General features: G+C 75.7%; 22 protein-coding genes. 10 read left to right on the top strand and 12 right to left on the bottom strand.

Going from position 1 to position 23,866, the window contains the following annotated elements:
• The first annotated feature begins 491 nt into the window (after positions 1–491).
• Complete coding sequence (locus IHE55_RS29325) at positions 492–1,892, top strand: CAP domain-containing protein (protein WP_197992445.1); 1,401 nt, start codon at positions 492–494, stop codon at positions 1,890–1,892.
• A 900-nt stretch (positions 1,893–2,792) separates the two neighbouring features.
• Here IHE55_RS29325 and IHE55_RS29320 read toward each other — a convergent pair.
• Complete coding sequence (locus IHE55_RS29320; RefSeq protein ID WP_197992444.1) at positions 2,793–2,948, bottom strand: hypothetical protein; 156 nt, start codon at positions 2,946–2,948, stop codon at positions 2,793–2,795.
• Positions 2,949–3,256: 308 nt separating this feature from the next.
• Here IHE55_RS29320 and IHE55_RS29315 point away from each other — a divergent pair, with 308 nt between their 5' ends.
• Positions 3,257–3,805, top strand: a complete 549-nt coding sequence (locus tag IHE55_RS29315) for a helix-turn-helix domain-containing protein (protein WP_232267019.1) — start codon at positions 3,257–3,259, stop codon at positions 3,803–3,805.
• Between the two features lie 78 nt (positions 3,806–3,883).
• Positions 3,884–4,411 (top strand): GNAT family N-acetyltransferase, encoded by a 528-nt coding sequence (locus tag IHE55_RS29310; protein WP_197992442.1) that lies wholly within the window; start codon positions 3,884–3,886, stop codon positions 4,409–4,411.
• 145 nt (positions 4,412–4,556) lie between these two features.
• On the opposite strand, the gene IHE55_RS29305 is transcribed toward IHE55_RS29310, so the two are convergent.
• Both IHE55_RS29305 and IHE55_RS29300 read right to left on the bottom strand, forming a co-directional pair.
• Positions 4,557–4,955 (bottom strand): VOC family protein, encoded by a 399-nt coding sequence (locus IHE55_RS29305; protein ID WP_197992441.1) that lies wholly within the window; start codon positions 4,953–4,955, stop codon positions 4,557–4,559.
• Between the two features lie 383 nt (positions 4,956–5,338).
• Positions 5,339–7,483 carry a glycosyltransferase family 2 protein gene (locus IHE55_RS29300; protein ID WP_197992440.1) on the bottom strand — a complete coding sequence of 715 codons (2,145 nt, stop codon included), beginning with the start codon at positions 7,481–7,483 and terminating at the stop codon, positions 5,339–5,341.
• Between the two features lie 392 nt (positions 7,484–7,875).
• On the opposite strand from IHE55_RS29300, the gene IHE55_RS29295 reads away from it, so the two are divergent.
• The 3 genes from IHE55_RS29295 (at position 7,876) to dhaL (ending at position 10,403) form a co-directional block, all read left to right on the top strand.
• On the top strand, positions 7,876–8,364 hold the full coding sequence (locus tag IHE55_RS29295) for a peptidylprolyl isomerase (protein WP_197992439.1): 489 nt from the start codon (positions 7,876–7,878) through the stop codon (positions 8,362–8,364).
• Positions 8,365–8,682: 318 nt separating this feature from the next.
• Positions 8,683–9,786: a dihydroxyacetone kinase subunit DhaK gene (locus IHE55_RS29290; RefSeq protein WP_197992438.1), complete on the top strand. Its 1,104-nt coding sequence runs from the start codon at positions 8,683–8,685 to the stop codon at positions 9,784–9,786.
• Positions 9,708–10,403, top strand: coding sequence for a dihydroxyacetone kinase subunit DhaL (gene dhaL / locus IHE55_RS29285; RefSeq protein WP_197992437.1), 696 nt, complete (start codon positions 9,708–9,710; stop codon positions 10,401–10,403). The genes IHE55_RS29290 and dhaL overlap by 79 nt, the downstream gene beginning before the upstream one ends.
• Here the strand turns inward: dhaL and IHE55_RS29280 are convergent.
• Positions 10,331–11,182, bottom strand: a complete 852-nt coding sequence (locus tag IHE55_RS29280; protein WP_197992436.1) for an HAD family hydrolase — start codon at positions 11,180–11,182, stop codon at positions 10,331–10,333. The genes dhaL and IHE55_RS29280 overlap by 73 nt on opposite strands.
• A 280-nt stretch (positions 11,183–11,462) precedes the next feature.
• On the bottom strand, positions 11,463–12,380 hold the full coding sequence (locus IHE55_RS29275) for a ScbA/BarX family gamma-butyrolactone biosynthesis protein (RefSeq protein WP_197992435.1): 918 nt from the start codon (positions 12,378–12,380) through the stop codon (positions 11,463–11,465).
• Positions 12,381–12,490: 110 nt separating this feature from the next.
• Between IHE55_RS29275 and IHE55_RS29270 the strand changes: the two genes are divergently transcribed.
• Positions 12,491–13,258 (top strand): ScbR family autoregulator-binding transcription factor, encoded by a 768-nt coding sequence (locus tag IHE55_RS29270; protein WP_197992434.1) that lies wholly within the window; start codon positions 12,491–12,493, stop codon positions 13,256–13,258.
• A 490-nt stretch (positions 13,259–13,748) separates the two neighbouring features.
• Complete coding sequence (locus IHE55_RS29265) at positions 13,749–15,161, top strand: DHA2 family efflux MFS transporter permease subunit (RefSeq protein WP_232266973.1); 1,413 nt, start codon at positions 13,749–13,751, stop codon at positions 15,159–15,161.
• A gap of 313 nt (positions 15,162–15,474) precedes the next feature.
• On the opposite strand, the gene IHE55_RS29260 is transcribed toward IHE55_RS29265, so the two are convergent.
• The 5 genes from IHE55_RS29260 to IHE55_RS29240 all read right to left on the bottom strand — a co-directional run bounded on the left by IHE55_RS29260 (position 15,475) and on the right by IHE55_RS29240 (position 19,328).
• Positions 15,475–15,846, bottom strand: a complete 372-nt coding sequence (locus tag IHE55_RS29260) for a nuclear transport factor 2 family protein (RefSeq protein ID WP_197992432.1) — start codon at positions 15,844–15,846, stop codon at positions 15,475–15,477.
• Between the two features lie 617 nt (positions 15,847–16,463).
• Complete coding sequence (locus tag IHE55_RS29255) at positions 16,464–16,739, bottom strand: DUF1876 domain-containing protein (protein ID WP_197992431.1); 276 nt, start codon at positions 16,737–16,739, stop codon at positions 16,464–16,466.
• A 382-nt stretch (positions 16,740–17,121) separates the two neighbouring features.
• Complete coding sequence (locus IHE55_RS29250) at positions 17,122–17,895, bottom strand: calcium-binding protein (protein WP_197992430.1); 774 nt, start codon at positions 17,893–17,895, stop codon at positions 17,122–17,124.
• A 177-nt stretch (positions 17,896–18,072) separates the two neighbouring features.
• Entirely contained in the window at positions 18,073–18,606 is a 534-nt protein-coding gene (locus IHE55_RS29245) for a DoxX family protein (RefSeq protein WP_307826934.1), read from the bottom strand.
• Positions 18,607–18,812: 206 nt separating this feature from the next.
• Positions 18,813–19,328 carry a lytic polysaccharide monooxygenase auxiliary activity family 9 protein gene (locus IHE55_RS29240; protein ID WP_197992429.1) on the bottom strand — a complete coding sequence of 172 codons (516 nt, stop codon included), beginning with the start codon at positions 19,326–19,328 and terminating at the stop codon, positions 18,813–18,815.
• A 274-nt stretch (positions 19,329–19,602) separates the two neighbouring features.
• Here IHE55_RS29240 and IHE55_RS29235 point away from each other — a divergent pair, with 274 nt between their 5' ends.
• Positions 19,603–20,106 carry a GNAT family N-acetyltransferase gene (locus IHE55_RS29235; RefSeq protein ID WP_197992428.1) on the top strand — a complete coding sequence of 168 codons (504 nt, stop codon included), beginning with the start codon at positions 19,603–19,605 and terminating at the stop codon, positions 20,104–20,106.
• A 257-nt stretch (positions 20,107–20,363) separates the two neighbouring features.
• On the opposite strand, the gene IHE55_RS29230 is transcribed toward IHE55_RS29235, so the two are convergent.
• Positions 20,364–21,416: an NADP-dependent oxidoreductase gene (locus IHE55_RS29230; protein WP_197992427.1), complete on the bottom strand. Its 1,053-nt coding sequence runs from the start codon at positions 21,414–21,416 to the stop codon at positions 20,364–20,366.
• Between the two features lie 375 nt (positions 21,417–21,791).
• Here IHE55_RS29230 and IHE55_RS29225 point away from each other — a divergent pair, with 375 nt between their 5' ends.
• Positions 21,792–22,490 (top strand): NADPH-dependent F420 reductase, encoded by a 699-nt coding sequence (locus tag IHE55_RS29225; RefSeq protein WP_197992426.1) that lies wholly within the window; start codon positions 21,792–21,794, stop codon positions 22,488–22,490.
• Between the two features lie 350 nt (positions 22,491–22,840).
• Here the strand turns inward: IHE55_RS29225 and IHE55_RS29220 are convergent, their stop codons facing one another.
• Positions 22,841–23,710: an alpha/beta fold hydrolase gene (locus tag IHE55_RS29220; protein WP_197992425.1), complete on the bottom strand. Its 870-nt coding sequence runs from the start codon at positions 23,708–23,710 to the stop codon at positions 22,841–22,843.
• Between the last annotated feature and the right edge of the window lie 156 nt (positions 23,711–23,866).

Raw genomic sequence — 23,866 nt, 5'->3', positions numbered from 1 at the left:
GCCGGGGGAACGCCGGTGGGCCACGGGCAGGGCCCTGACGACCGCGGTCGGCGGACAGGGCCGCAAGCCGGCGGAGGCCGGGGCCGGGCGCGGTCCGACGCCCTGGGACCGGCAACCTGACGCGTCGGCGGTCCGGGCCCCCGCGGTCGCCGCCCGCGCCCGGCGACCCCGGCTCCGCACTCCGCGGCGCCCCCGGCCGGCGGACGCCCACGGCGGGAGACGGACCGCCCCTGCCCGGGCCTCCGCCCATCGCCAGGCCGCCGTCCCGGTCCCGGTCACCGCCGTCCCGTTTCGGCCACCGCCGTCCCACCCCGGCCGGACCGTCGGTGACCCGGCCGCCCGACGGCGGTGGCCGGTCATGACCGGCTGCCCGTCGCGACGATCCGCCCGGCACGGAACCCCTGGCGGCACCCGGGCGTTCTCCGACCGGAACCCGTTGGGGCGGTGCCGGCCCCGGACGGGACGTGGACCGTCGGGACGGAGGTGGCGAGGTGCGGGAGCTGGTGGCGGGCGGCAACACGGAGCTGCCCGACGGCCCGCTGTCCCTGCGCGTGCCCGGCCCCTTCGACGTCTCGGTGCTGATCACCGGTGACGACGGAAGGGTGTCCGGGGACGGCGACTTCGTCTTCTTCAACCAGCCCTCGGCACCCGGCGCGCGGCTGCGGGGCGACACCGTGACCGTGGAACCCCGGCGGCTGCGCCCAGGGGCCGGCCGGGTCACGGTGGTGGTCTCCCCCGCCGACCCCGCCGCCCCGTTCGGGCGGTTGCCGGTGCCCGCCCTGAGCGTCCTGGGGGCGGACGGGGTGCCGGTCGCCGGATTCACCCCGCCCCCGCCCTCCGGGGAGACGGTGCTGCTCCTCGCCGAGCTGTACCGGCGGGGCACCGGCTGGAAGCTGCGCGCGCTGGGGCAGGGGTACGCGGACGGACTGGCGGGCGTGGCCCGGGACTTCGGGGTGGACGTCCTGGACGACGCCGCCCCACCCGCGCGGTCCGGTCCCGCGCGGTCCGGACGCCCGGACCGTCCCACCGTCCCCGGTCCGGGCGCCGGGCCGACCGGTGCCACGAACCCCGGAGCCGCGGCCGGGGTGGTGGCGGCCGCCCCGGGTGGCGGGGCGGTGCCGGACGGTTTCCTCGACGCCGTGAACGCGGCACGGCTGCGGTTCGGCGTTCCGCCGGTGGCGTTCGACGCGCGGCTCGCGGCGGCGGCCCGGGCCCATGCCGAGGCGATGGCCGCCCGTGGAGTGCTCGGCGCGGTGGGTCCGGACGGGACCTCCGTCCACCACCGGGTCGCCGCCGCCGGATACCGGTGCCTGGCCGTCGCCGAACACCTGGTCGCGGGGGCCCGGACGGCCGCCGAGCTGGTGGCGTTCTGCCTCGGTGAGGAAGGGCGCGGGGGGCCGTTCCGTGACCGCCGCCTGGTTCACGTGGGCGCCGGCCGGGCGGTCGGGGGCGGCCCGGACGGGATGTACTGGACCGTGGTGTGGGCGGAGCCGTACTCCTCGGCGGGGCTGGCCCGGCTCGCGGCGGAGGTCATCGCGCTCACCAACGCCGAGCGGGCCGCCGCCGGTCTGGGGCCGCTCGCCCACGACGCCTCGCTGACCGCCGCCGCGCAGGCCCACAGTGACGACATGGCGGCCCGCGACTTCTTCGCCCACACCAGCCCCGAGGGGCGCGAGCCGTGGCACCGGGCCGCCGCCGCGGGGTGCGGACACCGGACCATCGGCGAGAACATCGCCTGCGGCCGGCGCACCCCCGCCGGGGTGGTGCAGGACTGGATGGACAGCCCCGGCCACCGGGCCAACATCCTCTCCCCCGACTTCACCTGGCTCGGTGTCGGTTACACGGCGGGCGGCACCGCCGGCACGTACTGGACCCAGGTGTTCGGCGGCTGACCTGCCGGAGCGGCGGGACGCACCGGACCCGTCCGGTGGCGGGCCGCGCCGCTCCGGGAACGGGCCCGGCGCGCCCACCGTGCGGTGGCCGGCGCGTGACGAGGGCGGGGCCGCACCCCGGTGGCCGGGCACCGTGCGGGTCACGTGCCACGGGAATGACTAACACCGCGCCCGTTCCGCGTGACCGGCATCACTCCATTCCCTGGTCACGAGCGGCCGCGGCGGTGGCCCGCGGATGGGGCAAGGTGGGGAAAACGCCCGTAAAGACAGCGGGGATCCGGCCGGTGCGCTGTCCGGATTCCGCCGCGCCGCGGCGTCCGCACCTCACCACCCATCAGCCGCCGGGTGGCGGCCCGACGGCTGGAACCGGGGCGCGCACCACGACGCCCGGCACCACCGGCGCCCGGCCCGGGCAGCACCGGCGGCCGGAGGGACGGGGGGTACCCGGCGCCCCTTCGGCGACCGGCGCCGGCCGACCGGAGGCGGAGCGGCCCGGCGGGACCGGGCGCGGCATCAGCGGCCACGGCACGGCACACCGGGAGGAGAGCGAGGTGCCCGGGACGTGCCACGGTGCCCGGAGAGACGGCGAGGGACCGGGAAGACACGGTGCCGGAGGCGACGGGGTGCCGGGAAGCGGCGCGGGCGTTGGGGAACACGGCGGCGGAGGCCGCGCGGCGGTGGCGGCGTCGGCCCGCCGGGGCACCGGCGTCACGGCGTCGGCTCAGGCGCGCGTCCACAGGGCGGCGGTCGTACGGCGGCTCTGCCGCAGGGTGCCGGTGGGGCGGCGGCGTGGCGGCCGCGGCGCGGCACCGGACGGTGGTGGCGCCGTGTCAGGGGGCGGCGGCCCGGGATTCCGGCCGCCGGCCGCCCCGCGCACGGTCGGCGGCGCCCTGCGTGAGGTCAGCGAGCGAGCGGGCGGGGGACCCGGAAGTCCATCGCCCGCTCCACCTCCCGCAGGGTCCGTTCGGCGGTCTGACGCACCTCGGCCGGCACGTCGCCTCTCTCCTGCACGAGGCGGTCGTAGATCGGCGCTTCGGCTTTGCTGGTGTAACTCACGTTGTCGAACCCTTCCAAGTCGGCTGCCCGGGTCTCCCGCCGAGGCCGGAGCGGTGGCCGAGTTTACGGGGTCGGCCCGGCCGGTTCGCGAAGGTATTCCGCCGTTCCGCGATCACCGCCGGGCGCTCCGCCCGGTCCACGGGCCCCGCCGCGTACCGGCTCTCCCCACCCCCGATCGATGGGCCTCCCATATCCGGGATAGAATCCCGGATATGGGAAAGATCAATGGGGGCGTCCTGCATCCGGGCTCCGAGCCGGACAACCCGGTGGAACCGGTGGCCCCGGCGGAACCGGTGGACCCGGAGACCATGGACGCGCGGCTGGCGGACCGGCTCGCCCGGCTGCGGGCGGCCCGCGGCTGGTCACTGGAGGAGCTGGCACAGCGCACCGGCATCAGCCGCTCGACGCTGTCCCGCCTGGAGCGCGCCGAGATCAGCCCGACCGCGGCGCTGCTCAACCGGCTCTGCGCGGCACACGGGCGGACGATGTCCCGCCTGCTGGCCGAGGTGGAGTCCGAGCCCCCGCAGATGATCCGGGCGGACGGTCAGACCGTGTGGCACGACGCCGCGTCCGGGTTCGAACGGCGTTCGGTGTCACCGCCGCACCCCGGGCTGCGGGGCGAGGTGGTGGAGGGTCTCCTGCGGCCCGGCGCGGACATCTCCTACGACGGCCCACCGGTGCCCGGTCTGGAGCAACACATCTGGGTACTGGCGGGCGAGTTGGAGGTGACCGTGGACGGGGACGCGCACCGGGTGGGGGCCGGCGACTGCCTGCGGTTCCGGCTGTGGGGGCCGTCGCGGTTCCGCTGCCCGGGCCCGGCGCCGGCCCGTTACGCCCTGCTGATCGTGCTGCCCTGAGCGGCGCCCCGGCCCCGCGCCCGGCAGGGCGCCCACCCGCCGCCGGGATTGCCCGGCGGTCCGAGAAGCGAGGATTCCGTGGACACCACCCTCACCATCACCCGTCTGTCCCCCGACGACTTCCCCGCGGAAGTACCGGGCCTGGCCCGGCTCCTCGCCGATGTGGTGACCGACGGCTCCTCACTGGGCTTCGTCGCCCCGTTCGGCCCGCCGGAGGCGGCGGCCTGGTGGCACGCCCGGCGGCCCGCCGTCGCCGACGGCAGTCTCACCGTATGGGTGGCCCACGGACCCCGGGGCGTCAGCGGCACCGTGAGCCTGGCCCGGGAGTCCAAGGCCAACGGCCGGCACCGCGCCGAGGTCGTCAAGCTCATGGTGCACCGCGACGCCCGCGGCAAGGGCCTGGGCCGGGCGCTGCTCGCCACCGCCGAAGAGGCCGCCGCCCGGGCCGGTGCCACCTTGCTGCTGCTGGACACCGAGACGGGCAGCGCCGCGGAGAGCCTGTACCGCGCGGCCGGCTGGACCCGGTACGGGATCGTGCCGGACTACGCGGCCGACCCCCGGGGCACGCTGCGGGACTGCAGCTTCTTCTACAAGCGCCTCGGCTGACCGACCGCGGGCCGGGCATCGCCGCACGCCGTCGCCCGGGCACGGGCCCGCGGGCGGCAGGCGCCGGTTCCTTCCCGCGCCCGGCCCCGCCCGCCGTTCCCCGGCGCGGTCGGCGCGGGGAACGGCGGGCGGCACCCGGGGGGCCTCAGCCCTCGGGGGCATCCGGGGCGGAATGCCGGACGAGGCAGAACGGGTGGCCCGCCGGGTCGGCGTAGACGCGCCAGCTCCGTCCGTCGCCGTCGTGGAGCACCGTGGCACCGAGGGCGAGCGCCTGTTCGTCGGCCCGCTCCAGGTCCGCCACCGCGAAGTCGAGATGGAACTGCTGGGGGTGGGCCGGGTCCGGCCAGCGGGGCGGCCGGTGGTCGGCGACCCGCTGGAAGGCGAGCACCGTCCCGTTCGGCAGGTGGAGGGTGGACCAGTCCTGGTTCACCTCCCAGCGGGGATCGGGGCGGTCCACGGCGCCGCCGAGCATCGCTCGGTAGAAGCGGGCCAGTCGGGCCGGGTCGGGGCAGTCCAGAACGACGCACTGCAGTTCGGCGAACATGGCGTCATGGTAGGTCCCCGGTAAGATGCGCCGGGCCCGGCCGGGGCCCGGGCCCCGCCTCCGGATGCGGCCCCGTCCCCGGCCTCACCCGGCCCCCGTCCCGACGCCACCGCCGGGTCCCGGCCCCGGCCGCGGTTCCGGTCCCGGCCACCGGGCCGGCCTCCGGGCCGTGCGGACCGGTGGCCGACCGCCGGACACGGCGTGCGCCGGGGCGACGGGACAACACCCTCGGGGCGTGGGGGCCGGCCCGCGGGGACGGCGGACCGACCCCGCCCCGACCGGTCGGCCGAGCGCTGGGAGCGGTCGATCACCAGGAACCGGGCTGCCCGTCGGACCGGCCGGCCGCCGGGCTGTCGGTCCGACGGGCCGAGGGGACGTACCACTCAGCCGCGCAGCAGCCGGGCCAGCCGTCTTCGGGCTCCTCGCCGGAGGTCGAGCGGGGCGACCCGGAGGGTCAGGGTTCGGTCCGGGCCGCAGGCCAGCGGCCGGACGCAGTAGGGGCGGCCGAGGCGGAACCACCGGGCGCCGCGGAGCCCTTTGGGGCACGGCACCGGAATGGCGCGGGGCGGCCCGGAGCCGTCGCTCGTCGTCAGGGTGACGGTCCATCGGCCCGGTCCCAGCGCGGGCAGCGGCAGCCGGGCGGTGAACCCGCCGGGCGGGCCGTCCGGCGCCGGGCACACCGGCAGCTCGTGGACCGCGCCCGTCCCGCCGTCGCGCACCCGGAGACGTACGGCTCCGCCGGTGGCGGGCCCCGCGCCCCCGGCACCGGCCCCACGGGCCCCACCGGCCGCCGGGTCGGGCGGGGGTGCGGCGGGGCCGGTCAGCTGTCCGGTGACGACCAGGGTGGCGCGCCCGGCCGGGTCCCAGGTGACGCCGGTGACCCGGCCGGGGGGCGGGCCGGCCGGCAGCCGGGGGCAGGGGCCGATGCGCAGCGAGACGTTCCCGTAGGGGGTGAAGAAGGGGGTGGCCCGGAGGGGTTCGCCGTCCGGGCCGGGGCCGAAGGTGACCGGGGGCGGCGGGGTGCGCCGGCCGTCGGGGTCGGTCTCCGCCCGGCGGAAGCGCACGGTGCGGCTGACGCCCTGGTCCCGTACGTCGAGGAAGAGGTCCCAGATGCCGGCGGACAGCGGCGCGCCGCCGTCCGCGGTGGCCGGGTCGATGTCGAGCGTGAAGCCCCCCGCCCGGTGGCCGTCGTCCCCGCCGGGCGGCGCGGGGGTGGCGGGGAGCCGGATGTCGGGCCGGCCGGCGTCCCGTTCGCGCAGGATCACCTCGGTGCGCGGGTCCACCGCCGGGATGTCGCCGAGGCGTGCGTGGCCGGTCACCCGCAGGACGCCGCCGTCCCGCCAGCGGGCGGTGCCGAAGCCGTGGTGGACCGGGAGCCGGTCGGTGACGTCGAAGCAGGCGTCGGGGACGCCGGCCGCCGGGTCGCGGAAGAGCGGGTGGAGCCAGTAGACCCGGCCCTTGTCGACCAGGAGGCCGCGCCGCTCGTCCTCCCGGGCCCGGCGTATCACGGTCATCAGGTCGTCGAAGCGGTCGGCGCGCAGCAGGTGGATCAGCAGCCGGTCGCGGGCCTCCAGTTGCCGGCAGATGTCGTCGGTGGCCCAGGTGCGGGCCCAGTGCCGGAACTCGGGGTAGAAGCGTTCGCGGGCCTCCCGCTCGTCCTCCCGGGCGAGCAGTCCGCGCAGCGGCCCGCACAGCTCCCACTCGACGTGGCGGCGCATGATGCGGTCGCGGCGCGGGCCGGGCTCCAGGTGGCGGGCGACGGTCTCGAAGCACAGGCGGCTGCCGTCCATGCGGTGGGCGAGCCCGGCGGCGACCCGGGTGAGATTGTTGCCGTTCTCCCGGTCGCGCACGTAGTAGCAGTCGTAGTCGGCGACCACGGATATGCCGTCGGCGTTGAGGTAGGCGGCCGCGGTGAAGGGTTTGTCCTCGCAGTTGCGGTAGGGCGGGAAACGCAGCCCGAGCCGTTCGATCAGGGAGCGGCGGAACATCTTCCACGGGCCGAGGGTGCGGTAGGCCGCGGAGGAGAAGATGTCGGTGCGCGGCTGGTTGTGCCGGAAGACGGCGGTGGGCACGGCGCGTCCGCCGACCGAGACCATCCTGCCCAGCACCACGTCGGTGCCGTTCTCGTCGGCCATGGCGACCATCCGGCGCAGCGCGTCCGGGCCCAGGTAGTCGTCGGAGTCGAGGAAGAAGACGAAGTCGCCGCGGGCCAGGTCCAGTCCGGTGTTGCGGGGGCCGCCGGCGCCGCCGGAGTTGGGCTGGTGGACGACGCGCAGCGCCGGGCAGCCGGCGGCGAGCCGGTCCAGCTCCGCCCCCGTGCCGTCGGTGGACCCGTCGTCGATCGCGATGATCTCCATCCGGTCCAGGCCGAGGGTCTGCTCCATCGCGGAGGTGATGCAGCGGGTGAGCTCCGGCATCGCGTTGTACGCGGGCACGATCACGCTGACGCGCGGCGGGGTGCCGGTGGCCACGGTGCGGGCGGTGGGCGCGGGGTGGGCCGCGGGCGCCCGGGTGCTGCGGGAAGGCATGGCGGCTCCGGGGGGTGAGGCGTCCGTTCGCACGCTCACTATAGGGTGATATGTCTAGATGTTCCCGATGAGTGCCTGATCGGCGGTTACGGGGAGTGAGGCCCGGACCCGGCCACGCGCCCGGGCCCGGTGCGCCCCGCCGGTGACCGGCGGCCCGCGGAGGCCGGCGGCGCCCGCGCGGCCCCCGCGGGCCCGGCCCGGTCCTCCCCGCCCGCCGGCGGCACCGGCACGCCCTCCGGGCAGCCGCGTCGGCGGCGCTGACCGGCCCGGATCAGGGCGGGTAGTAGGATCCGGGGTCTGGCCCGCGCCGGGCGCTCCGCTCCCCCACCCGACGGGGACGGGCCGGAGCGGCCGCGGCGCGAACACGTTCGGTAATTCTCTTGGGAGCACAGATGGTAGATGTCCTGCTGACGACCAGCCTCGGCGAGATCCAGGTGAGCCTCGACGAGGAGAAGGCTCCCGTCACGGTGCGCAACTTCCTCTCGTACGTGGACAGCGGCTTCTACGACGGCACCATCTTCCACCGCGTGATCCCCGGTTTCATGGCCCAGTGCGGCGGCTTCACCGAGGACATGCAGCAGAAGAAGACCAACGAGCCGATCCGCAACGAGGCCGACAACGGGCTGCTCAACACCCGTGGCACGCTCGCCATGGCCCGTACCGCCGCGGTGCACTCGGCCACCGCCCAGTTCTTCATCAACGTCGCCGACAACGACTTCCTCAACCACGGGACGCGGGACTTCGGTTACGCGGTCTTCGGCAAGGTCGTGCGCGGCATGGACGTGGTGGACCAGATCGTGAGCGTCAAGACCTCGGTCAGCCGCGGCATGCAGGACGTGCCGGTCACCCCGGTCGTCATCACCTCCGCGCGCCGGGTCTGACCCGCCCCGGCTCCGCTCCACCGCGATCCGCGCCGCGGGCCGCCCCGGACCACGGGCGGCCCGCGGCGCGGATCGTCGTCGTCCGGCGGGTGGCACCGCACCGGTCCGTCCGGGACCGACCACCCCGCCCGGCACCGCGTGCCCGCCCGGCGGTGCCCACCTGCCCGGCACCGCCTGCCCGCCGGGCACCGGGTGCCCACCGGGGCACGCCCGGCACGGGTGTTCCTGAGTTGCCGTCGTCCCCACGCCACCTCACGATGGCGGTACGACGGCACCGGCCTCACGAGCTCTGCGGTACCGATGGACTCAGGAGCGACCATGGCCCTGTATTTCGCCAACGCACCGGACTCCCTGGTCCGGGACGCACTCGCCGGTTATGCGCAGGCCCATCGGGGCGCGGTGGTCTACGACGCCGAGCACGGCTTCGTCCGCACCGTGCGCAGCTCTCCCACCCGCCGGGTCGGGCTGCTCTCCGGCGGAGGGTCCGGTCACGAGCCGCTGCACATCGGGTTCGTCGGTGAGGGCATGCTCGACGCGGCCTGTCCCGGGCTGGTCTTCGCCTCCCCGCACAACCGTCAGGTGTTCGAGGCGTCCTGCGCGGTCGCCCGGGAGGACGGTGTGCTGCACATCGTCAAGAACTACACCGGCGACAAAATCAACTTCGGCATCGCGGCCGAACGGCTGGCGCACCGCGGCATCCGCTGCGCCCGCGTCCTGGTGGACGACGATCTCGCCTCGGACTCCGGGAGCGTGGCGGTGGGCCGTCGCGGCACCGGGGCGACGGTGCTCATCGAGAAGATCCTCGGGGCGGCCGCGGACCGCGGTCGCGACCTGGACAGCCTGGCCGCCCTGGGGGCCTCGCTCGCCGAACGCTCCCGCAGCATCGCGGTGGCCTCCGGCGCGCACACCGTACCGACGACCGGCCGCCCGGCCTTCGAACTGGGACCGGGCCTGCTGGAGTTCGGGGTGGGACTGCACGGCGAGCGGGCGGACCGGTCGGTGCGGCAGGAACCACTGACCGATCTGGTGACGCGGATGACCGAGGCGATCGGCGCCTCGGCCGGACTGGTCCGCGGCTCCTGGCTCATCGCCCTGGTCAACGGACTGGGGTCAACCACCCGGTTGGAGCTCTACGCGATCCTTCACGAGCTGACCGAGGCCCTGGAGCGGCACGGAGTGGTGCTGGTCCGCAGTCTCGTCGGCGACTTCGCCACGTCTTTGGACATGCGAGGTTTCTCCATCACTCTCCTCGCGGCCGACCCCGAGGTGGTCGAGCTGTTCGACGCGCCGGCCTCCGCGCCGGCCTGGCCGGGGGGAGGAGACCGGCGACAGGAGCTGCCCTCATGGAATTCGACGGGACGTTCACCCGCAGCTGGATACAGCGCTTCGCGGACTCTGTTTCCGCCACTGAGCCCGAGCTGACCGTACTGGACCAGCGCGCCGGCGACGGCGACTTCGGCACCAACCTGCGCACCGGGCTCGCCCTGGCCGCGCGCGAGCTCGCCGCCCTGCCGGACGGCCCGCTGCCCGCCGCCGCGCCCCTGGAGGCGACGGCGCGGGCGTTCCTCGACGGCGTGGGCGGCACCAGCGGACCGCTGTTCGGACTGCTCTTCCAGGAGCTGTCCACCGCCGTCGCGGCGGCGGGCCCCTCCGTCCGGGTGGCCGCCCTGGCGGCCGGCACCGGCGCCGGGCTGGCGGCGATCCAGCGGGTCGGTGAGGCGGTCCCGGGCGACAAGACCCTGGTCGACGCCCTGGCGCCGGCCGCCCGGGAGTTGCAGCGCTTCTCCCCTGCAGGACGCCCGGACCGGGCGCTGGCCGCCGCGGCGCGGGGCGCCTGGCAGGGGGTGCAGAGCACCACCCTGCTGCGCGCGCACCGGGGCCGGGCCAGCTACCTGGGCGACCGGGCCTCAGGGGTGCCCGATCCGGGGGCGGTGGGGGTGGCGCTGTTCTTCACCACGGCCAACGCTCACGTGGTCTCGCTCACCTCCCGGCTGGCCGGCCCGGGCACCGCGTCGGGCCGGGAGGAGGCGCCGTTGTGACCGGCCCCCGCTCCCCGGTCGGGTGACGGGCCGCCGGGGGCGGGCACCGCGGGCGCCTCGCCGTTCCGGCCCGGCCGGCCGGCGCCGGCCGTCGCGCCCCGGGGCGTCCCGCGGCTGCGGGCCCAGGCCACCAGCCTGGGGTCGTCCAGCGCCCCCACCCACAGGTCGGCCAGGGTGAGGTCCTCCATGCTCGGTCGCCGGCCGACCCCGATGGTCCGCAGACCGGCCCGGCCGGCGGCCCGCAGACCGCAGCCGGTGTCCTCCACCGCCAGCGCGCGGGCCGGGTCGGCGCCCAGGCGGCGGGCGGCCACCGCGTAGACGTCCGGCCGGGGCTTGGGGGCGATCCCCTCCCCGGGCACCACCACATGGCGGAAGTGCCGCCGGACACCGACCGACTCCAGGCAGAACTCCACCACGTCGGCCGGGCAGTTGCTGGCCACGGCCAGCGGGGCGAACCGGCTCACCGCGCTCACCAGCGCGACGGCCCCGGGGGTCGGGGCCGGCTCCTGCGCCACCAGGTCGCGGAAAGCTTCCAGCAGCTGCCGCGTCATCACCTCGGTGAGTTCGGGGCGGCCCGCCACGCGCGCCATCAGCGCCCCGCATTCGGTGTAGTGCAGGCCCTTGGCGCCTTGGGCGAAGGAGGCGTCGGGGGTCACGCCATGGTCCGCCAGGACCATCTCCCGCGCCTGTTCCCAGTGACGCTCGGTGTCCACCAGGGTCCCGTCGCAGTCGAAGACGATGGCTTCGGGGGTCCAGTCGAGAATACGGTGATGTGTCATGTACCCGCCGTTCATGTCCTGGGGTGGATGTCCGGGGCCCGACACGGCCCATCGGTCCCTCGACGTCGGCGCGTCGCGCCGGCGCGTTCGGTGAGCGATTTCCTGACGGCGGCGCCGCTTTTTCGAGGCGTCCGGCGTCGTCCGGTCGGGTCCGGGCAGGGGCAGGTCCGATTCCGGGCGGAGATTCGGCACCGCTCCGGAACGAAACATAATGAACGTTACGCTAGCCCGCCGTTTCCGTGTGAATTTTCCACCGCAATACGTACATGTGGGTGACACATCAGCCGTAACGAAGCACTCCGGCCGCAGTGACCGCGCCGTTCTGACGGAATCTGAACACCGCCGTCCGGCCGTACCGCGAGCATTCGACACGGGCCCGCGGACAATGCTCCGTAAAACGCAGTGCTTTCATATGGCAAAAAGTGGGGCGGAGAAACGTCCCGGCGCTGTCCAGGGCCGCCGCCTGACGCGCCGCCTCCAGCAGGGCCATGCCCGGCACATGGTCGGTCTCGTGGTCGAAGAGGAACGGGTGCCTATGGTCGGCGGGGTCCAGCAGCGGACCGTCGCCCGCCAGGCTCAGCACCACGTCGGCGGGCGACCACAGCCCCAGCACCGCCGGCTCGGGACGGGCGGCGGCCCCGGAGGGCGCGGCCGGCCGGGCGCCGGCCCGCAGCGCCGCGTAGGCGGCCGCGTCCAGGAACCGGGCCCCGCCCGCGGCGGTGGCGAAGACGGTGCCACCCGCCTGGTAACTCACCCGCATCCGCAGCCCCGTGACCAGGCCGGTCTCCCGGGCGGTGCGGACGTCGTGGACCCACACCCGGCAGGTGATCTCGCTGGCACCGTGCCCCGGCCGCGGCTCGGCGGCCGGATCGAGCGTGAAGCACAGATCGGTGACGAGGAACCGCGCGGTGCCGGGCACCGCGTAGTGCCGGAGCGGGACGTAGATCCCCAGCTGACGCGTGGTCTCGGCGACCATCCAGGGGCTGTGCCGGTCGTCCCGCCCGCGTGGGAAGGTGGGGTGCGACCGCCCCCAGCAGGCCGCGGCGAGGAATTCCCCCGGGGCCCGGGGACGGACATCGGTCAGCAGCACCTCGGCGACGGAGGAGCGGTGGACGAGTTCCCGGTCGACGGTACGGGACCAGCTCAGCGAACCGGACCGCGCATCGTCCGCCGGCCGCGCCTCCAGCACATCACTCATGAAAGAAAGGCAATAGCACTATTGCCGGTCCCGCATGCCTGAGCATCATGAAGGTGCGGCGGCAGCAGTAGATTCCCCCTGGCAGCGCACACGGAGACGAGGACACACACGTGCAGGAGCGGGCAGAGACCACCCGGAAAGCGGTACTGGAAGCGGCAGCTCATCTGTTCTTCGAACGCGGGTACGTGGCGACCAGCATCAGTGACATCACCGCATTGTCGGGACGGACCAGCGGGGCCATCTATTTCCATTACGGCAACAAGGAACAGCTCGCCCTGGCCGTCGTCCAGGCGCATTTCGCCACCTGGCCGGAGGTGATCGGGCGGTACACGACCGCGCCGGGACCGGCGCTGGAGCGGCTGGTGCGGCTGAGCTTCGCGGTGGCCCGGGAGTTCCGCGACAACATCGTGGTACGGGCCGGGGCCAGGCTGTGGAGCGAGCGCCGGGCCATCGCGGTGGCCATGCCGCCGCCGTTCGTGGACTGGATCGACACGGTGGAGCGCATCCTGGTCCAGGCCGGGGAGGAGGGCGAGCTGGCCGTCCACGCCGATCCCCGGCGGGACGCGCACAGCGTGGTGGCGGCCTTCTTCGGTCTGCACACCGTCTCCGACGCCCTGGACAGCAGGCTCCTCATCGAGGAGCGCCTGGCCGACCTGTGGCGCCTGCTGCTGCCGGGACTCCAGGCGTGCCCGGCGGCGGAGCACCTGCTGCGGCGCGCCCGGGGGCCCGTCCCGGTGCGCGCCACCGGTGCCGGCGCGGTGCCGGCGCCCGCGGCGGACGCCGCGCCGGAGCCCGGCCCGGTGCCGGGAGCCGGTCCCCTGCCGCAGGGCCGCCCGCTGCCGGACGCCGCTCCGGTCCCCGGGGCGGCGCCGGCCTGACGGGACGGGACGGGCCGCCCCGACGGGGCCCGAGGACACCCGCCGGTGGATCCGGGCCCACCGTCCGGGAGACGGGGGCGGCCGGACCGGGCGCGCCGGCCTGCCGGGACGGCACGGCAGGGGGCGCGCCACCGCGAGCGGCGGTGCGGTGGCGTGGCGCGTCGGCCGGCGGTGACCGTCGTCGTCACCGCCGCCGGCCCCGCCCACCGGCCGGGCGGCCCGCCGTCGCGCGCTCCGGCCGGCGGTGCGGCGCTCAGGAGGGCGCGAAGAGCCGTCCTGAGCGCCGGGCGCGTGATTCCCGGAGCGCGGCCCCCCACCCGCCCCCGGACCGCCGGGAACGGCGGTTGACTTCAACCTTGGTTCATGTCGGAGGCTCGGAACCGATCACGGGAGTTCGCCCTCCCAACGCCGGTCAACGAAGCGAGGCACCGTCATGTCCCCAGCGTCCCCAGCCCACTCCGAGGCGCCGGCCGCCGCTCCACCGCGACTGATGGCGCTCGCCACCGTCGTCATCCTCGGCTCCATCATGTCGGTGCTCGACGTGACCGTGGTGAACGTGGCCATGCACCCGCTGGCGGAGCACTTCGACACCTCCCTCGCCACGATCCAGTGGGTGGCGTCCGGGTACTCGCTGTCCCTCGCCGCGGTGATCCCGGTGACGGCGTGGGCGATCGGCCGCTTCGGCACCAAGCCGGTGTACATGACCGCACTCGTGCTCTTCGTCGCCGGCTCGCTGCTGGCCGGTCTCGCCTGGTCCCCGGGGACGCTGGTGGCCTTCCGGGTGATCCAGGGGCTGGGCGGCGGCATGATCATGCCCACCGGCATGACGATCATGATGCGGGCGGCGACCCCGGAGACCACCGGCCGCATGATGAGCATCCTGGGCATACCGATCCTCATCGGGCCGCTCGCCGGGCCGATCCTGGGCGGCTGGCTCATCGACGCCTTCTCGTGGCGCTGGATGTTCACCATCAACGTGCCCGTCGGCGCGCTCGCCCTCGTCCTGGCCGCCCGCATCCTCCCGTCCGTCCCCGGGTCCCCCGGCCGCCGGCTGGACCTGCCCGGGCTGCTGATGCTCTCGCCCGGACTGGCCGGCTTCATCTACGGGCTGTCCACCGGTGCCGAGCGCCGGGACTTCGGATCGTGGGACGTGCTGCTGCCGGCCGTCGCGGGGCTGGCCCTGGTGACGGGCTTCCTGGTCCGTGCCCGGAGGTCCCCCGCCGGCCTGATCGACCTCCGCCTGTACCGCAACCGGTCGTTCGCCACCGGTGCGGCGACGCTCTCCCTGTTCGTCGTCGGCTACTTCGGCAGCATGCTGATGCTGCCGATGTACTTCCAGGTGGTGCGTGGGGAGTCGATCACCGCCTCGGGGCTGCTGGGGTCGCCGCTGGCACTGTCGGCGGGCATCACCATGCAGTTCTCCGGACGACTGTCGGACCGGGTCTCGCCCCGCAAACTGGTGGCCTCCGGAGTGGCCCTGGCCGCGCTCGGCATGGCGCTGCTGACGGTGCAGCTCTCGGACGACCTCGCGTACTGGCGGCTCGGCCTCAGCCTGGCGGTGCTGGGCACCGGGGTCGGCCTGACCATCATGCCGACGATGGCCGCCGCCACCCGGGGGCTGTCCTCCGAGGAGGCACCCTCCGCGTCGACGGCCCTGCAGATCAACAGCCAGACGGCGGCGTCGATCGGCATGGCGTTCTTCTCCGTGATGCTCTCCACCGGCGCCGGCGGCGACTCCACCGTCCCGCACCACGCGGAGCCGTTCGCGGACACCTACGCGTGGGCCGTGGTGTTCATGCTCGCCGCCCTCCTCCCCGCGCTCCGGCTGCCGCTGCGCGCCCCGTCGGCGGCGCGGCCGGTGGACGCCGGCACCGCCGAGCAGCGCACCCCGGTGCACGGCTGACCGGCCCCGCCCCTCGCCGCCGCGCGATTCCCCGGAGCACCGGTGCCGCCGATCCGCGGCGGCCGGTGCTCCGCCGGTGCGGGGCGCGGGTCCCGGAGGACGGCCCGGTCCGGCACGGGACGTGGCCGGCCGCCCGGCCGGGGCGTGACGGGCGCGGCCGGCCCGGTCCGGCCGGGTGCCCGCGGGCCGGGGGCACGGCGCCCGGCCCGGATACGGGACGGTCGCGTACCGGGCCGACGGCGGGGGCGCGAGCCGGCCGGCGGCGGGGCCGTGCGCCGGGTCAGGCCGTGCGCGGGTCAGGGCGCGGGCGGGTTCAGGCCGTGGGCGGCACCCGGTCCAGGAAGCCGAGCACCGAGCGGATCCGGCCGTCCTCGGCGAGCACGATCACATCCGAGCCGGCGACCGGCGCCGATCCATCCGTGGTGGACACCAGCTCCCAGCCGAAGCGCGCCACGGCGTGGTGGCCGTCGGTGGTGCCGGTCTGCCGGAACTCGTAGCCGGGGAACTGGGCGTGGGTCCCCGCGATGGCCGAGGCGATCTGCTCGTGGCCACGCACATCGGTGAACGGGTCGGTGTAGGTGCCGTCCTCGGTCCAGGCGTCGGCCACGGCCTTGGCCAGGACCTCCGGGTCGGTGGCGTTCCACGCCTCGAAGTAGCGGGCGACGGCGGCGGCGTACTGCGTCATCGTAGGTCTCCTCGGTCCGGGCACGGCGGCCGGTGGGTGGTGGGCCGGGCCCGACCGGAGCGCACCGCCCGGAACCCGTTGCCCTCACCCTGCCGCCCCCGGCGCGAGGCGTCGATTACCCCCCAGGTAATGCGCGTGCTCGTGCGGTGCCGCGCGCTCGTGCGCTACCGCACGTCCCGTCGCTCCGGTGCGGTGGGGCGCCGGAGCACGGCCCGGGCGGCCCGCCGGTGGGGTGGGTGAACGCAACCGGGGCGGTCCGCCGTCGCACCCCGCCCCGGCCGGGCTCCGCCGGCGGAAGCCGCGCCGGTGCCCGTGCACACGAGAGAACCGCCGCACGCCGTCGTCGGAGGTGTGCCGGAGGGCACCGGGAGCGGGCCCACCGGGCACGTCGCCTCGGTACGCACTCCTCCGCACCCGGGCACTCCTCCGCACCCGGACCGGGCTCGGGCCGTCCCGGGCGTGGCCGCCTGCCGGGCCTCCGTACGACGCACCGGACGGTGGGCCCCCGCGCCGGGTCGCCCCCGCGCCGGGCGGCTTCCGGCCCGCGACCGGCTCCGTCCCGGGCCACCCCGCCGGTCACGGCGGGACGCCGGGGCGTGCCGGGCGGCCCGCGCCGGTCAGGGCATCAGCGGGTGCGAGGGGCGCCCGGACGCCTCGTCGATCTCGTCGTGTGCCTTGGTCAGCAGCTTCATCGCCAGCTCGTTGAGCGCTCTGGCTCCCGCGATCTCCTCGCCCACCCTGGGCTGGTTGGAGTCCACGGGGTGGCGGCTGGCGTATCCGTGGGCCCGTACCTCGGACCCGTCCGCGAGCCGGACGAGGGCCGCCGCGCGCGTGCGGTGGGAGTCCTCCTCGAATTCCAGCTCGACATGCCATCCGACAGCGGTCTGCATCATGGACGATCACCTCCGGAACCGCTGTTACCAGGGTGCACCCGTACGGGGGGTGCCCGCACGCGCGGGCCCCGGCCCGAGGTGGGACAGGCCCGGGCGGAGGCCGGCGCCTGCCCCGGCGCCCTCGCCCGGTCTCCGGGCCGGTAGCGCGCCCCGGTGTCCGGCGCCGCCGGGTACGGGGACGCCGGACACGAGGAACACGGACCGCCCACGGTACGGGCCAGGTGGCGGGCGTGCCACCGCCCGGGGCACGCTCGGCCGGTGGCACGGCGGGGGCGGCGAGGCGGGGCGCCGGGGGCCGCCAGGGCCGGGGGCACGTACGCCGTCCCGGCCCCCCGGCGGAACGGCGCCCGATCCGTGCGGTCCGTCCCCGGGCGGTCCGCCCCTACCGGAGGACGATGTCGCGGCCCGGGCCTCCTTCGACGGTGTCCTTCCCCGGCCCGCCGCCGATCAGGTCGTCGCCGCCCTCGCCGTACAGTGCGTCGTCGCCGGGACCGCCCAGGACGGTGTCGTTCCCGTCCCCGCCCATGGCGTGGTCGTCGCCCGGGCCGCCGTGGACGAGGTCCGCGCCCTCGTACGCCTCGATCATGTCGTCGCCCCGGCCGCCCCAGATCCGCTGCCCGCTGTCGTCGCCCATCAGGTGGTCGGCGCCGTCGCCGCCGTCCAGGACCGCCCGCCCCATGACCATGTCGTCCCCCGCGTCGCCCCGCACGGTGTGCGCGGTGTGGGCGTGCAGTGTGTCGTCGCCGGTGCCGCCGCGGACGGTGGCGACCCCGGGGTCGCTGGTGACGATCTCGTCGTCGCGGTCGCCGAGGAAGATGTCGATCCGGTCCGGCCGGTGGCCGCCGGTGGGCAGTTCACAGACGACGAAGGTCTCGTCCCCGGGTTCGAGGTAGGCGCAGTGGTCACCGGGGTCGAGCGGGACCGCGTCGCGGAAGCCGATCCGCCGGACCTCGTCGCCGACCTCCATGGGGATCACATGGAGGTCGTTGGCCTGGCCCGCGGCGGCGGTGAAGACGATCGACCGAGTCGCCCAGTCGGCGCCGACGCGGGCCTTGGCCCCGTCGGCCGCGGGGGCGGCGACCGCCGGGGCGGCGGCGAGACCGGTGGCGAGCAGGGTCACGGCGACCGCGCGGGCGGTGACTCCGTGTCGGTTCATGGTTCCTCATCTCGATGGCGACCGGTGGGCCGGCCTGCCGGCGGGAAGTGCCGGGGCGCGGCGGGCGGTCCTGACAGCAACGTGCTCGGGGCGCCCCGGGTGAGCGGGGCGGATCGTGCAAGGCTCCGGGAGGGGCCACCGTGCCGCGGCCGGTGCGCTCCGGTGTCCCGGACGTCCTCACGGTGGGGCGGGCCGGCCCCACTCGTCGGCCGCCACCACGAGACAGGCCGCGACCAGGACGACGTTCTTGATGATGTACTGGCCCTCCATGGTCGGGACCGGCACGTCCCCCTGCCACATCTCCCCGGAGAGCAGCAGGAGCGCGGAGAAGACGCCGGCCATGTGGGCGAAGAACCCCACCAGGGCCACCCGGAGCAGCACTCCGGTGACGAGGCCGAGGCCGATGGCCGTCTCGGCCGCCGCCAGGGCCCACAGCAGCACGTCCGACGGCAGCAGTCCGAAGGTGACCTTCGTCGCGGCCCGGACGGCGACCCCCTCCGCGGGGCTGGACGCGGGGAAGAACTTGAGGACGCCGAACCAGAGGAACACCGTGCCCACGCACACCCTGAGCAGCCACGGGCCGCGCCGCTGGACCCGGCCGGCCATCGACCGGGCCGTCCGGGTGCCCCGGGTGTCCCGCCCGTCGTCCCCGGTTCCTTCCGGGGCGAGCCCCCCGGGGAGGCTCAGGCTTCGTTCACCAACTCTCTCCACGCCGTACCCACCCTTCCGCACGTGCTCGCACGCGGTCGTCCGAAGGCTCCCGGCCGCCGGGCGGCCGGGAGAGGAAGGAGGTGCCCGGTGCCCGGGGCGGGCGGCGTAACGCCCGCCCCGGGCACCGGGACACCGGCCGGCCGTGACAGGGCCGGTCCGTCCCGGCAGACCGCACCATCCGGCGGACCGGGTGGTGCGGCACCGCGTCAGCTCACGTTCACGTCCACGCAGGCGTAGAAGGCGTTGGCGGTGTCGGCGATGTTCCACACCGCCAGGACCTTCTGCTTGCCGGTCAGGCTGCCGAAGTTCACCTGGTGGGTGACGGTGGCACCCGGCCGGGCGCCACCGTCGTTGAACTCGGCGATCTTCCGGCCACCCGCGTAGTACTGCCAGGTGCTGGTGGCGTGACGTGCCGTCAGCCGCCAGTTGAAGCTGGTCGTGCGGCTGACCGGGGTGACCTTCCACCCCTTGGCGTCGTTGTCGAGGTCCGCGAAGCGGGCGTTGCCCCCGCTGCAGCTCATCAGGCCCTTGGGGCCCTCGACGCTCTGCGGCTCGTACTTGATCTCACCGCAGGAGACCAGGCCGGCGGCGCACTGGGCCTGCCGGCTCGGGGGAGAGGAAATGTAGCCGTGCGCGTTCGCGCTGCCGGCCGGCAGGGTCACGGCCAGGAGCGGGGCGATCCCCGCGCCGATGGCCGCGGCCAGCATCTTCTTGTTCTTCATGACAACTCCTGTGTGGGGGTCGTGCACGTCCACCCGATGGCAGTCAGCCATGGGCATGACAAGCAGCTGCTCCATGACCCTGGGGACGACCACGGGCAGCGAGGGAAGCGTACCCGCCTTGGTCTAGACCAAACCAGTGCCAGGACAAGGCTGTTGTGTCCGGCCGCCGGTGCGGGCCCGGCCCCGGCAGCCCCTCGTGTCACCGGCGTCCCGGGACCGAACGCCCGGCACTCCGGTGGTGACCCGTGCCGGGCGGTCGGGCAGAGTCGGGGGCATGACCACGTATGAGACCATGCCGTTCCACCTGGAGACCGAGCGTCTGATATTGCGGCCGTGGGACGTGTCGGACGCCGCCGAGTTCAGCGCCCTCCTCTCCGAACGCGGTAACGGGACCCCTGAGGTCGAGCGCATCCGGTCGTCCATCGAGGAGCTGCTGGCCGCGACGGCGACCACGGGGATCGCCCTGCTGCCCATCCAGCGCCGTGCCGAGGGCGACTTCATCGGCTACTGCGGACTGATCATCGGCCGTGCCACCCTGGAGGAGCCCGAGATCGCCTACGAGTTGTTCCGTCGTGCGCACGGGCGGGGCTACGCCACCGAGGCGGCCGGCGCGGTGCTCGGAGCCGCTGCCGCGACCGGCCGGAAACGGCTCTGGTCGACCGTCGGTTCGTGGAACACACCGTCGCTCCGGGTCCTGGAGAAGCTCGGTTTCGAACGCGACCACGTGTCCATGGAGGAGAACGGTGAAGTGGTCTGGCTCACCCGTTCGTTGCCCTGACGCGGGAGCCGGCGGCCCCTCGGGCCGTGCCGGGAGAGCCCGCTCCGGGGTCGGCCGTGACGCGGGAGCCCGCCGCCCCTCGGTTATGGCGCCCGAGCCCGCTCCCCCCGGGCCCGTGACACGAGGCGGGCCGGGCCTCGGGCCGTGACAGAGTGCGGGGCGGGCCTCTGGCCGGGCCGGCGGCGGGGATCCGGCCAGGGCCGCGGGCTGCCGGGCCATCCGGCGGCCCGGGCCGGCACCGCGGGCCTGATCCGCCGTCACCCGGCGGAAGCGGCGCCCGGAGTCCGGGGGCCGGACGGCCCCCCGGCGAGGCGGACCAGGGTCTTCCCGACGGTGTCGCCGCGCATCATGGCGAGGAAGGCGTCCACCGCACCGCCGATGCCGTCGGTGACCGTCTCGTCGGCGATGAGGGTGCCGTCCCGGAGCCAGTCGGCGGCCCGGCGGACGTAATCGGCGGCGAGGTGCTCGTGGTCACCGACGTGCATGCCGCGCAGCGTGAGGCGCTTGGTGATGGCCAGCGGCAGGTTGCTCGGCCCCGGCGGCGGCTCGGTGGCGTTGTAGACGGAGATCGCGCCGCACAGCGCGATGCGGCCACCGGGGTTCATCGCGGCGAGCGCGGCCTCCAGGTGGTCCCCGCCCACGTTGTCGAAGTAGACGTCCACCCCCTCCGGCGCGGCCTCGGCGAGCCGGCCGGCCAGGTCGCCGGCCCGGTGGTCGATCGCGGCGTCGAACCGGTACCGCTCGACGAGGCGCCGGGCCTTCCACGGGCCGCCGGCCGACCCGATGACCGTGCCGGCGCCCAGTCGCCGGGCGAGCTGTCCCGCCACCGACCCGACGGCGCCCGCCGCGGCGGAGACCAGGACGACGTCCCCCGGGCGCACCGGGGCGATCTCGGTCAGCCCCGCCCAGGCGGTGAGGCCGGGGGTGCCCAGCACCCCCAGCCAGGCCGGGGCGGGGGCCACCCGGGTGTCCACGGCCCGGACGTCCGCGGCCTCCAGCAGCGCGTACTCACGCCAGCCGAGGCGGTGGACGACGGTGGTGCCGGCGGGCACCTGCCGGCACCGGGAGGCGACGACCGTGCCCACGGCCCGGCCCTCCATCGCCCGGCCCAGCTCGAACGGGCGCACCCCGGGCACGTCCGGGCTCATCCGGCCGCGCATCGCCGGGTCGACGGAGAGGTGGTCGTTGCGCACCAGGACCTGACCGGGACCCGGGTCCGGCACGGCCGTGGTCACCAGGGCGAAGTCGGAGGGCGCCGGCTCCCCGACCGGACAGGCGACGAGGTGCCACTCACGGCTGGGGACGGGCATGGCTGCTCCCGGTGGTGGGCGTGCGGCGAAGCGATGGTCCGGATCTCATCGGGCGGGTGCGGGCGCGGGCGGGTGGGCGGCGGGCACGGGCGGACGGCGCGGGTGGGGGCGGTCGGTGGCGGGCGCGGACGGGTGGCAGGCACCGGCGGGGCCGGGCGGGACGCTGAGACGGTATCCCCGCCGGGTCCGGGAGAGCCGGCAGGACACCCGGGGAGGGACCCGGCGGGGAGCCGTACGCCATCCGGCGGGTGGCCCGCATACGTCACCGGGAGAGCCCGAACATGGTTCCGGCGGGCCGGACGACGGAGGGCGCGGCGGGGAACAAAGGGCGTGCCGGACCGGTTGCCGATCACGAGGTCGGGGTGGACTCGCCCCATGGCCGGCAGACATCCGAGCTTTCCGGAAGGACACTCCATGAGGATCGGCATCATCGGCGCGGGCAACATCGGCGGCAACCTCACGCGGCGTCTGACCGCCCTGGGGCACAAGGTGTCCGTCGCCAACTCGCGCGGCCCGCACACCCTGACCGACCTGGCCGAGGAGACCGGTGCCACCCCGGTCACGGTGACCGAGGCGGCGAAGGACGCCGAGGTGGTGGTGGTCACCATCCCGCTGAAGAACGTCCCCGACCTGCCGTCCGGGCTGTTCGACGGTGCCGCGGCGGATGTCGTGGTCATCGACACCAACAACTACTACCCCAAGGAGCGGGACGGGCGGATCGCGGAGATCGAGGACGGCCTGCCGGAGAGCCGCTGGACCGAGCGGCACCTGGGGCACCCCGTCGTCAAGGCGTTCAACGGCACCTACGCCCAGGACCTGCTGGACAAGCCGCGTCCGCAGGGCCACCCGGAGCGCCTCGCGCTCCCGGTGGCCGGTGACGACGAGGCCGCCAAGCAGGTGGTCCGCTCGCTCATCGACGAGCTGGGCTTCGACACGGTGGACGCCGGTGGCCTCGACGAATCCTGGCGCCAGCAGCCCGACACCCCCGTCTACGGCCTGCGGGCCGGTGTGCGGGAGGTCACCGAGGCGCTGGCCGCCGCGTCGCCGGAGCGGCCGGCGGCGTTCCGCGCATAACACGCCGGGCACCGGGCGCCGGGCCCGGCCGCACCGACCGCATCCCGTCCGGGCCGCGCCGCACCCGGGGCCCCGCCCGGTCGGGGAGCATCCCTCTGCCGGGGGCCGTACCGTCCGGGTCCCGCCCCGCCGCCGGGACCCGGTCCCGGCCGTGCCGGTACCGCCGCCCGGCAGCGCGGTCGCCGAGTCCGGCACCGGTCCGCTCCCGACCCCGCCGGCGCCCGCGCACCGGCTGGGGGACGGCCCGGGGCCGGCGGACCGCACGGGCCCGCACCCGCACGTGCCGTCCGCCGACCGTGCGGCCCGCCGGGGCGCCCCGCGCGCCGCGACGGAGACGGCCGGGGAGTCCCTCACCCGTGCCGCCCGGCGAAGAAGTCCCCGAGGGACGAGGCGAGCGCCTCCGGCGCCTCCTCGGCCACGTGGTGCCCGGCGTCGATGCCGTGGCCGCGGACGTCCGTGGCCCACCGCCGCCAGATCTCCACCGGGTTCCCGTACAGGTCCTCCAGGTCGTCCCGGAGCGACCAGAGGATCAGGGCCGGGCACCGGATCCGTGTCCCGGCGGCGCGGTCCTCCTCCTCGTGCCGCCGGTCGAGGGTGAGGCCCGCCCGGTAGTCCTCCAGCATCGCCCGGACCACGTCGGGGTTCCGCGTGGCCGCACGCCACTCGTCGTGGTTCTCCCGGCCCATGCTCCGGGGATCGCCGCGGTACCAGCTGTCCGGATCGGCGTTGATGACCCGCTCGGGGATGTCCGGCTGGGCGAAGAAGAACCAGTGCCACCACTGCGTGGCGAACTCGGCCGTGATGCGGGACAGGTGTTCGCTGACGGGCAGGCAGTCGATCAGCGCCACCCGCGAGACCGCGCCGGGATGGTCGAGCGCCAGGCGGAGCGCGACGGCGCCGCCGCGGTCGTGCCCGGCGAGCGCGAACCGGGTATGGCCCAGGGAGCGCATCACCTCGACCACGTCACCGGCGACGGCCCGTTTGGAGTACCCGGCGTGGTCGGCGGTGGGCGCCGGGCCGGTGGACCGCCCGTACCCCCGGAGGTCGGGGCAGACCACGGTGAAACCGCGCCGGACGAGAAGCGGGGCGACGCGGTGCCAGGTCGCGGAGGTCCGGGGGTGACCGTGCAGCAGCACCACCGGTGGTCCCTCCCCGCCGTGGCGAACGGCGATCGTCGCCTCGTCGAGCCGCACCCGCCCGGTCTCGAATCCTTCGAACACGCCCCGGACCTCCCGCCCTCGTCGGTACACCGCCCGCGGCACCCGTCGGCCCGGGACGGGACGAGCCCCTTCGCCCGGGAGCCACCGGGCCGGTCCGAGGGCACCGGCCGTCACCGTGCCGGGTGCCGGGCCGGCCCGGCCTTCCTCCTGCCCCCG

Source organism: Streptomyces pactum (assembly GCF_016031615.1).
GTDB classification, from domain to species: domain Bacteria; phylum Actinomycetota; class Actinomycetes; order Streptomycetales; family Streptomycetaceae; genus Streptomyces; species Streptomyces pactus.
Note: the sequence above shows the minus strand (reverse complement) of the source record. Positions and strands in the feature narration are given on the sequence as shown.

Bases quoted from the DNA above. Each gene is read 5' to 3' on its own strand.
- dhaL (WP_197992437.1), top strand. From the start codon at position 9,708: ATGGAATTCGACGGGACGTTCACCCGCAGCTGGATACAGCGCTTCGCG.
- IHE55_RS29315 (WP_232267019.1), top strand. From the start codon at position 3,257: ATGGACGCGCGGCTGGCGGACCGGCTCGCCCGGCTGCGGGCGGCCCGC.
- IHE55_RS29225 (WP_197992426.1), top strand. From the start codon at position 21,792: ATGGCCGGCAGACATCCGAGCTTTCCGGAAGGACACTCCATGAGGATC.
- IHE55_RS29255 (WP_197992431.1), bottom strand. From the start codon at position 16,739: ATGATGCAGACCGCTGTCGGATGGCATGTCGAGCTGGAATTCGAGGAG.
- IHE55_RS29240 (WP_197992429.1), bottom strand. From the start codon at position 19,328: ATGAAGAACAAGAAGATGCTGGCCGCGGCCATCGGCGCGGGGATCGCC.
- IHE55_RS29235 (WP_197992428.1), top strand. From the start codon at position 19,603: ATGACCACGTATGAGACCATGCCGTTCCACCTGGAGACCGAGCGTCTG.
- IHE55_RS29275 (WP_197992435.1), bottom strand. From the start codon at position 12,380: ATGAGTGATGTGCTGGAGGCGCGGCCGGCGGACGATGCGCGGTCCGGT.
- IHE55_RS29250 (WP_197992430.1), bottom strand. From the start codon at position 17,895: ATGAACCGACACGGAGTCACCGCCCGCGCGGTCGCCGTGACCCTGCTC.
- IHE55_RS29295 (WP_197992439.1), top strand. From the start codon at position 7,876: ATGGTAGATGTCCTGCTGACGACCAGCCTCGGCGAGATCCAGGTGAGC.
- IHE55_RS29260 (WP_197992432.1), bottom strand. From the start codon at position 15,846: ATGACGCAGTACGCCGCCGCCGTCGCCCGCTACTTCGAGGCGTGGAAC.
- IHE55_RS29230 (WP_197992427.1), bottom strand. From the start codon at position 21,416: ATGCCCGTCCCCAGCCGTGAGTGGCACCTCGTCGCCTGTCCGGTCGGG.
- IHE55_RS29305 (WP_197992441.1), bottom strand. From the start codon at position 4,955: ATGTTCGCCGAACTGCAGTGCGTCGTTCTGGACTGCCCCGACCCGGCC.
- IHE55_RS29265 (WP_232266973.1), top strand. From the start codon at position 13,749: ATGGCGCTCGCCACCGTCGTCATCCTCGGCTCCATCATGTCGGTGCTC.
- IHE55_RS29280 (WP_197992436.1), bottom strand. From the start codon at position 11,182: ATGACACATCACCGTATTCTCGACTGGACCCCCGAAGCCATCGTCTTC.
- IHE55_RS29300 (WP_197992440.1), bottom strand. From the start codon at position 7,483: ATGCCTTCCCGCAGCACCCGGGCGCCCGCGGCCCACCCCGCGCCCACC.
- IHE55_RS29290 (WP_197992438.1), top strand. From the start codon at position 8,683: ATGGCCCTGTATTTCGCCAACGCACCGGACTCCCTGGTCCGGGACGCA.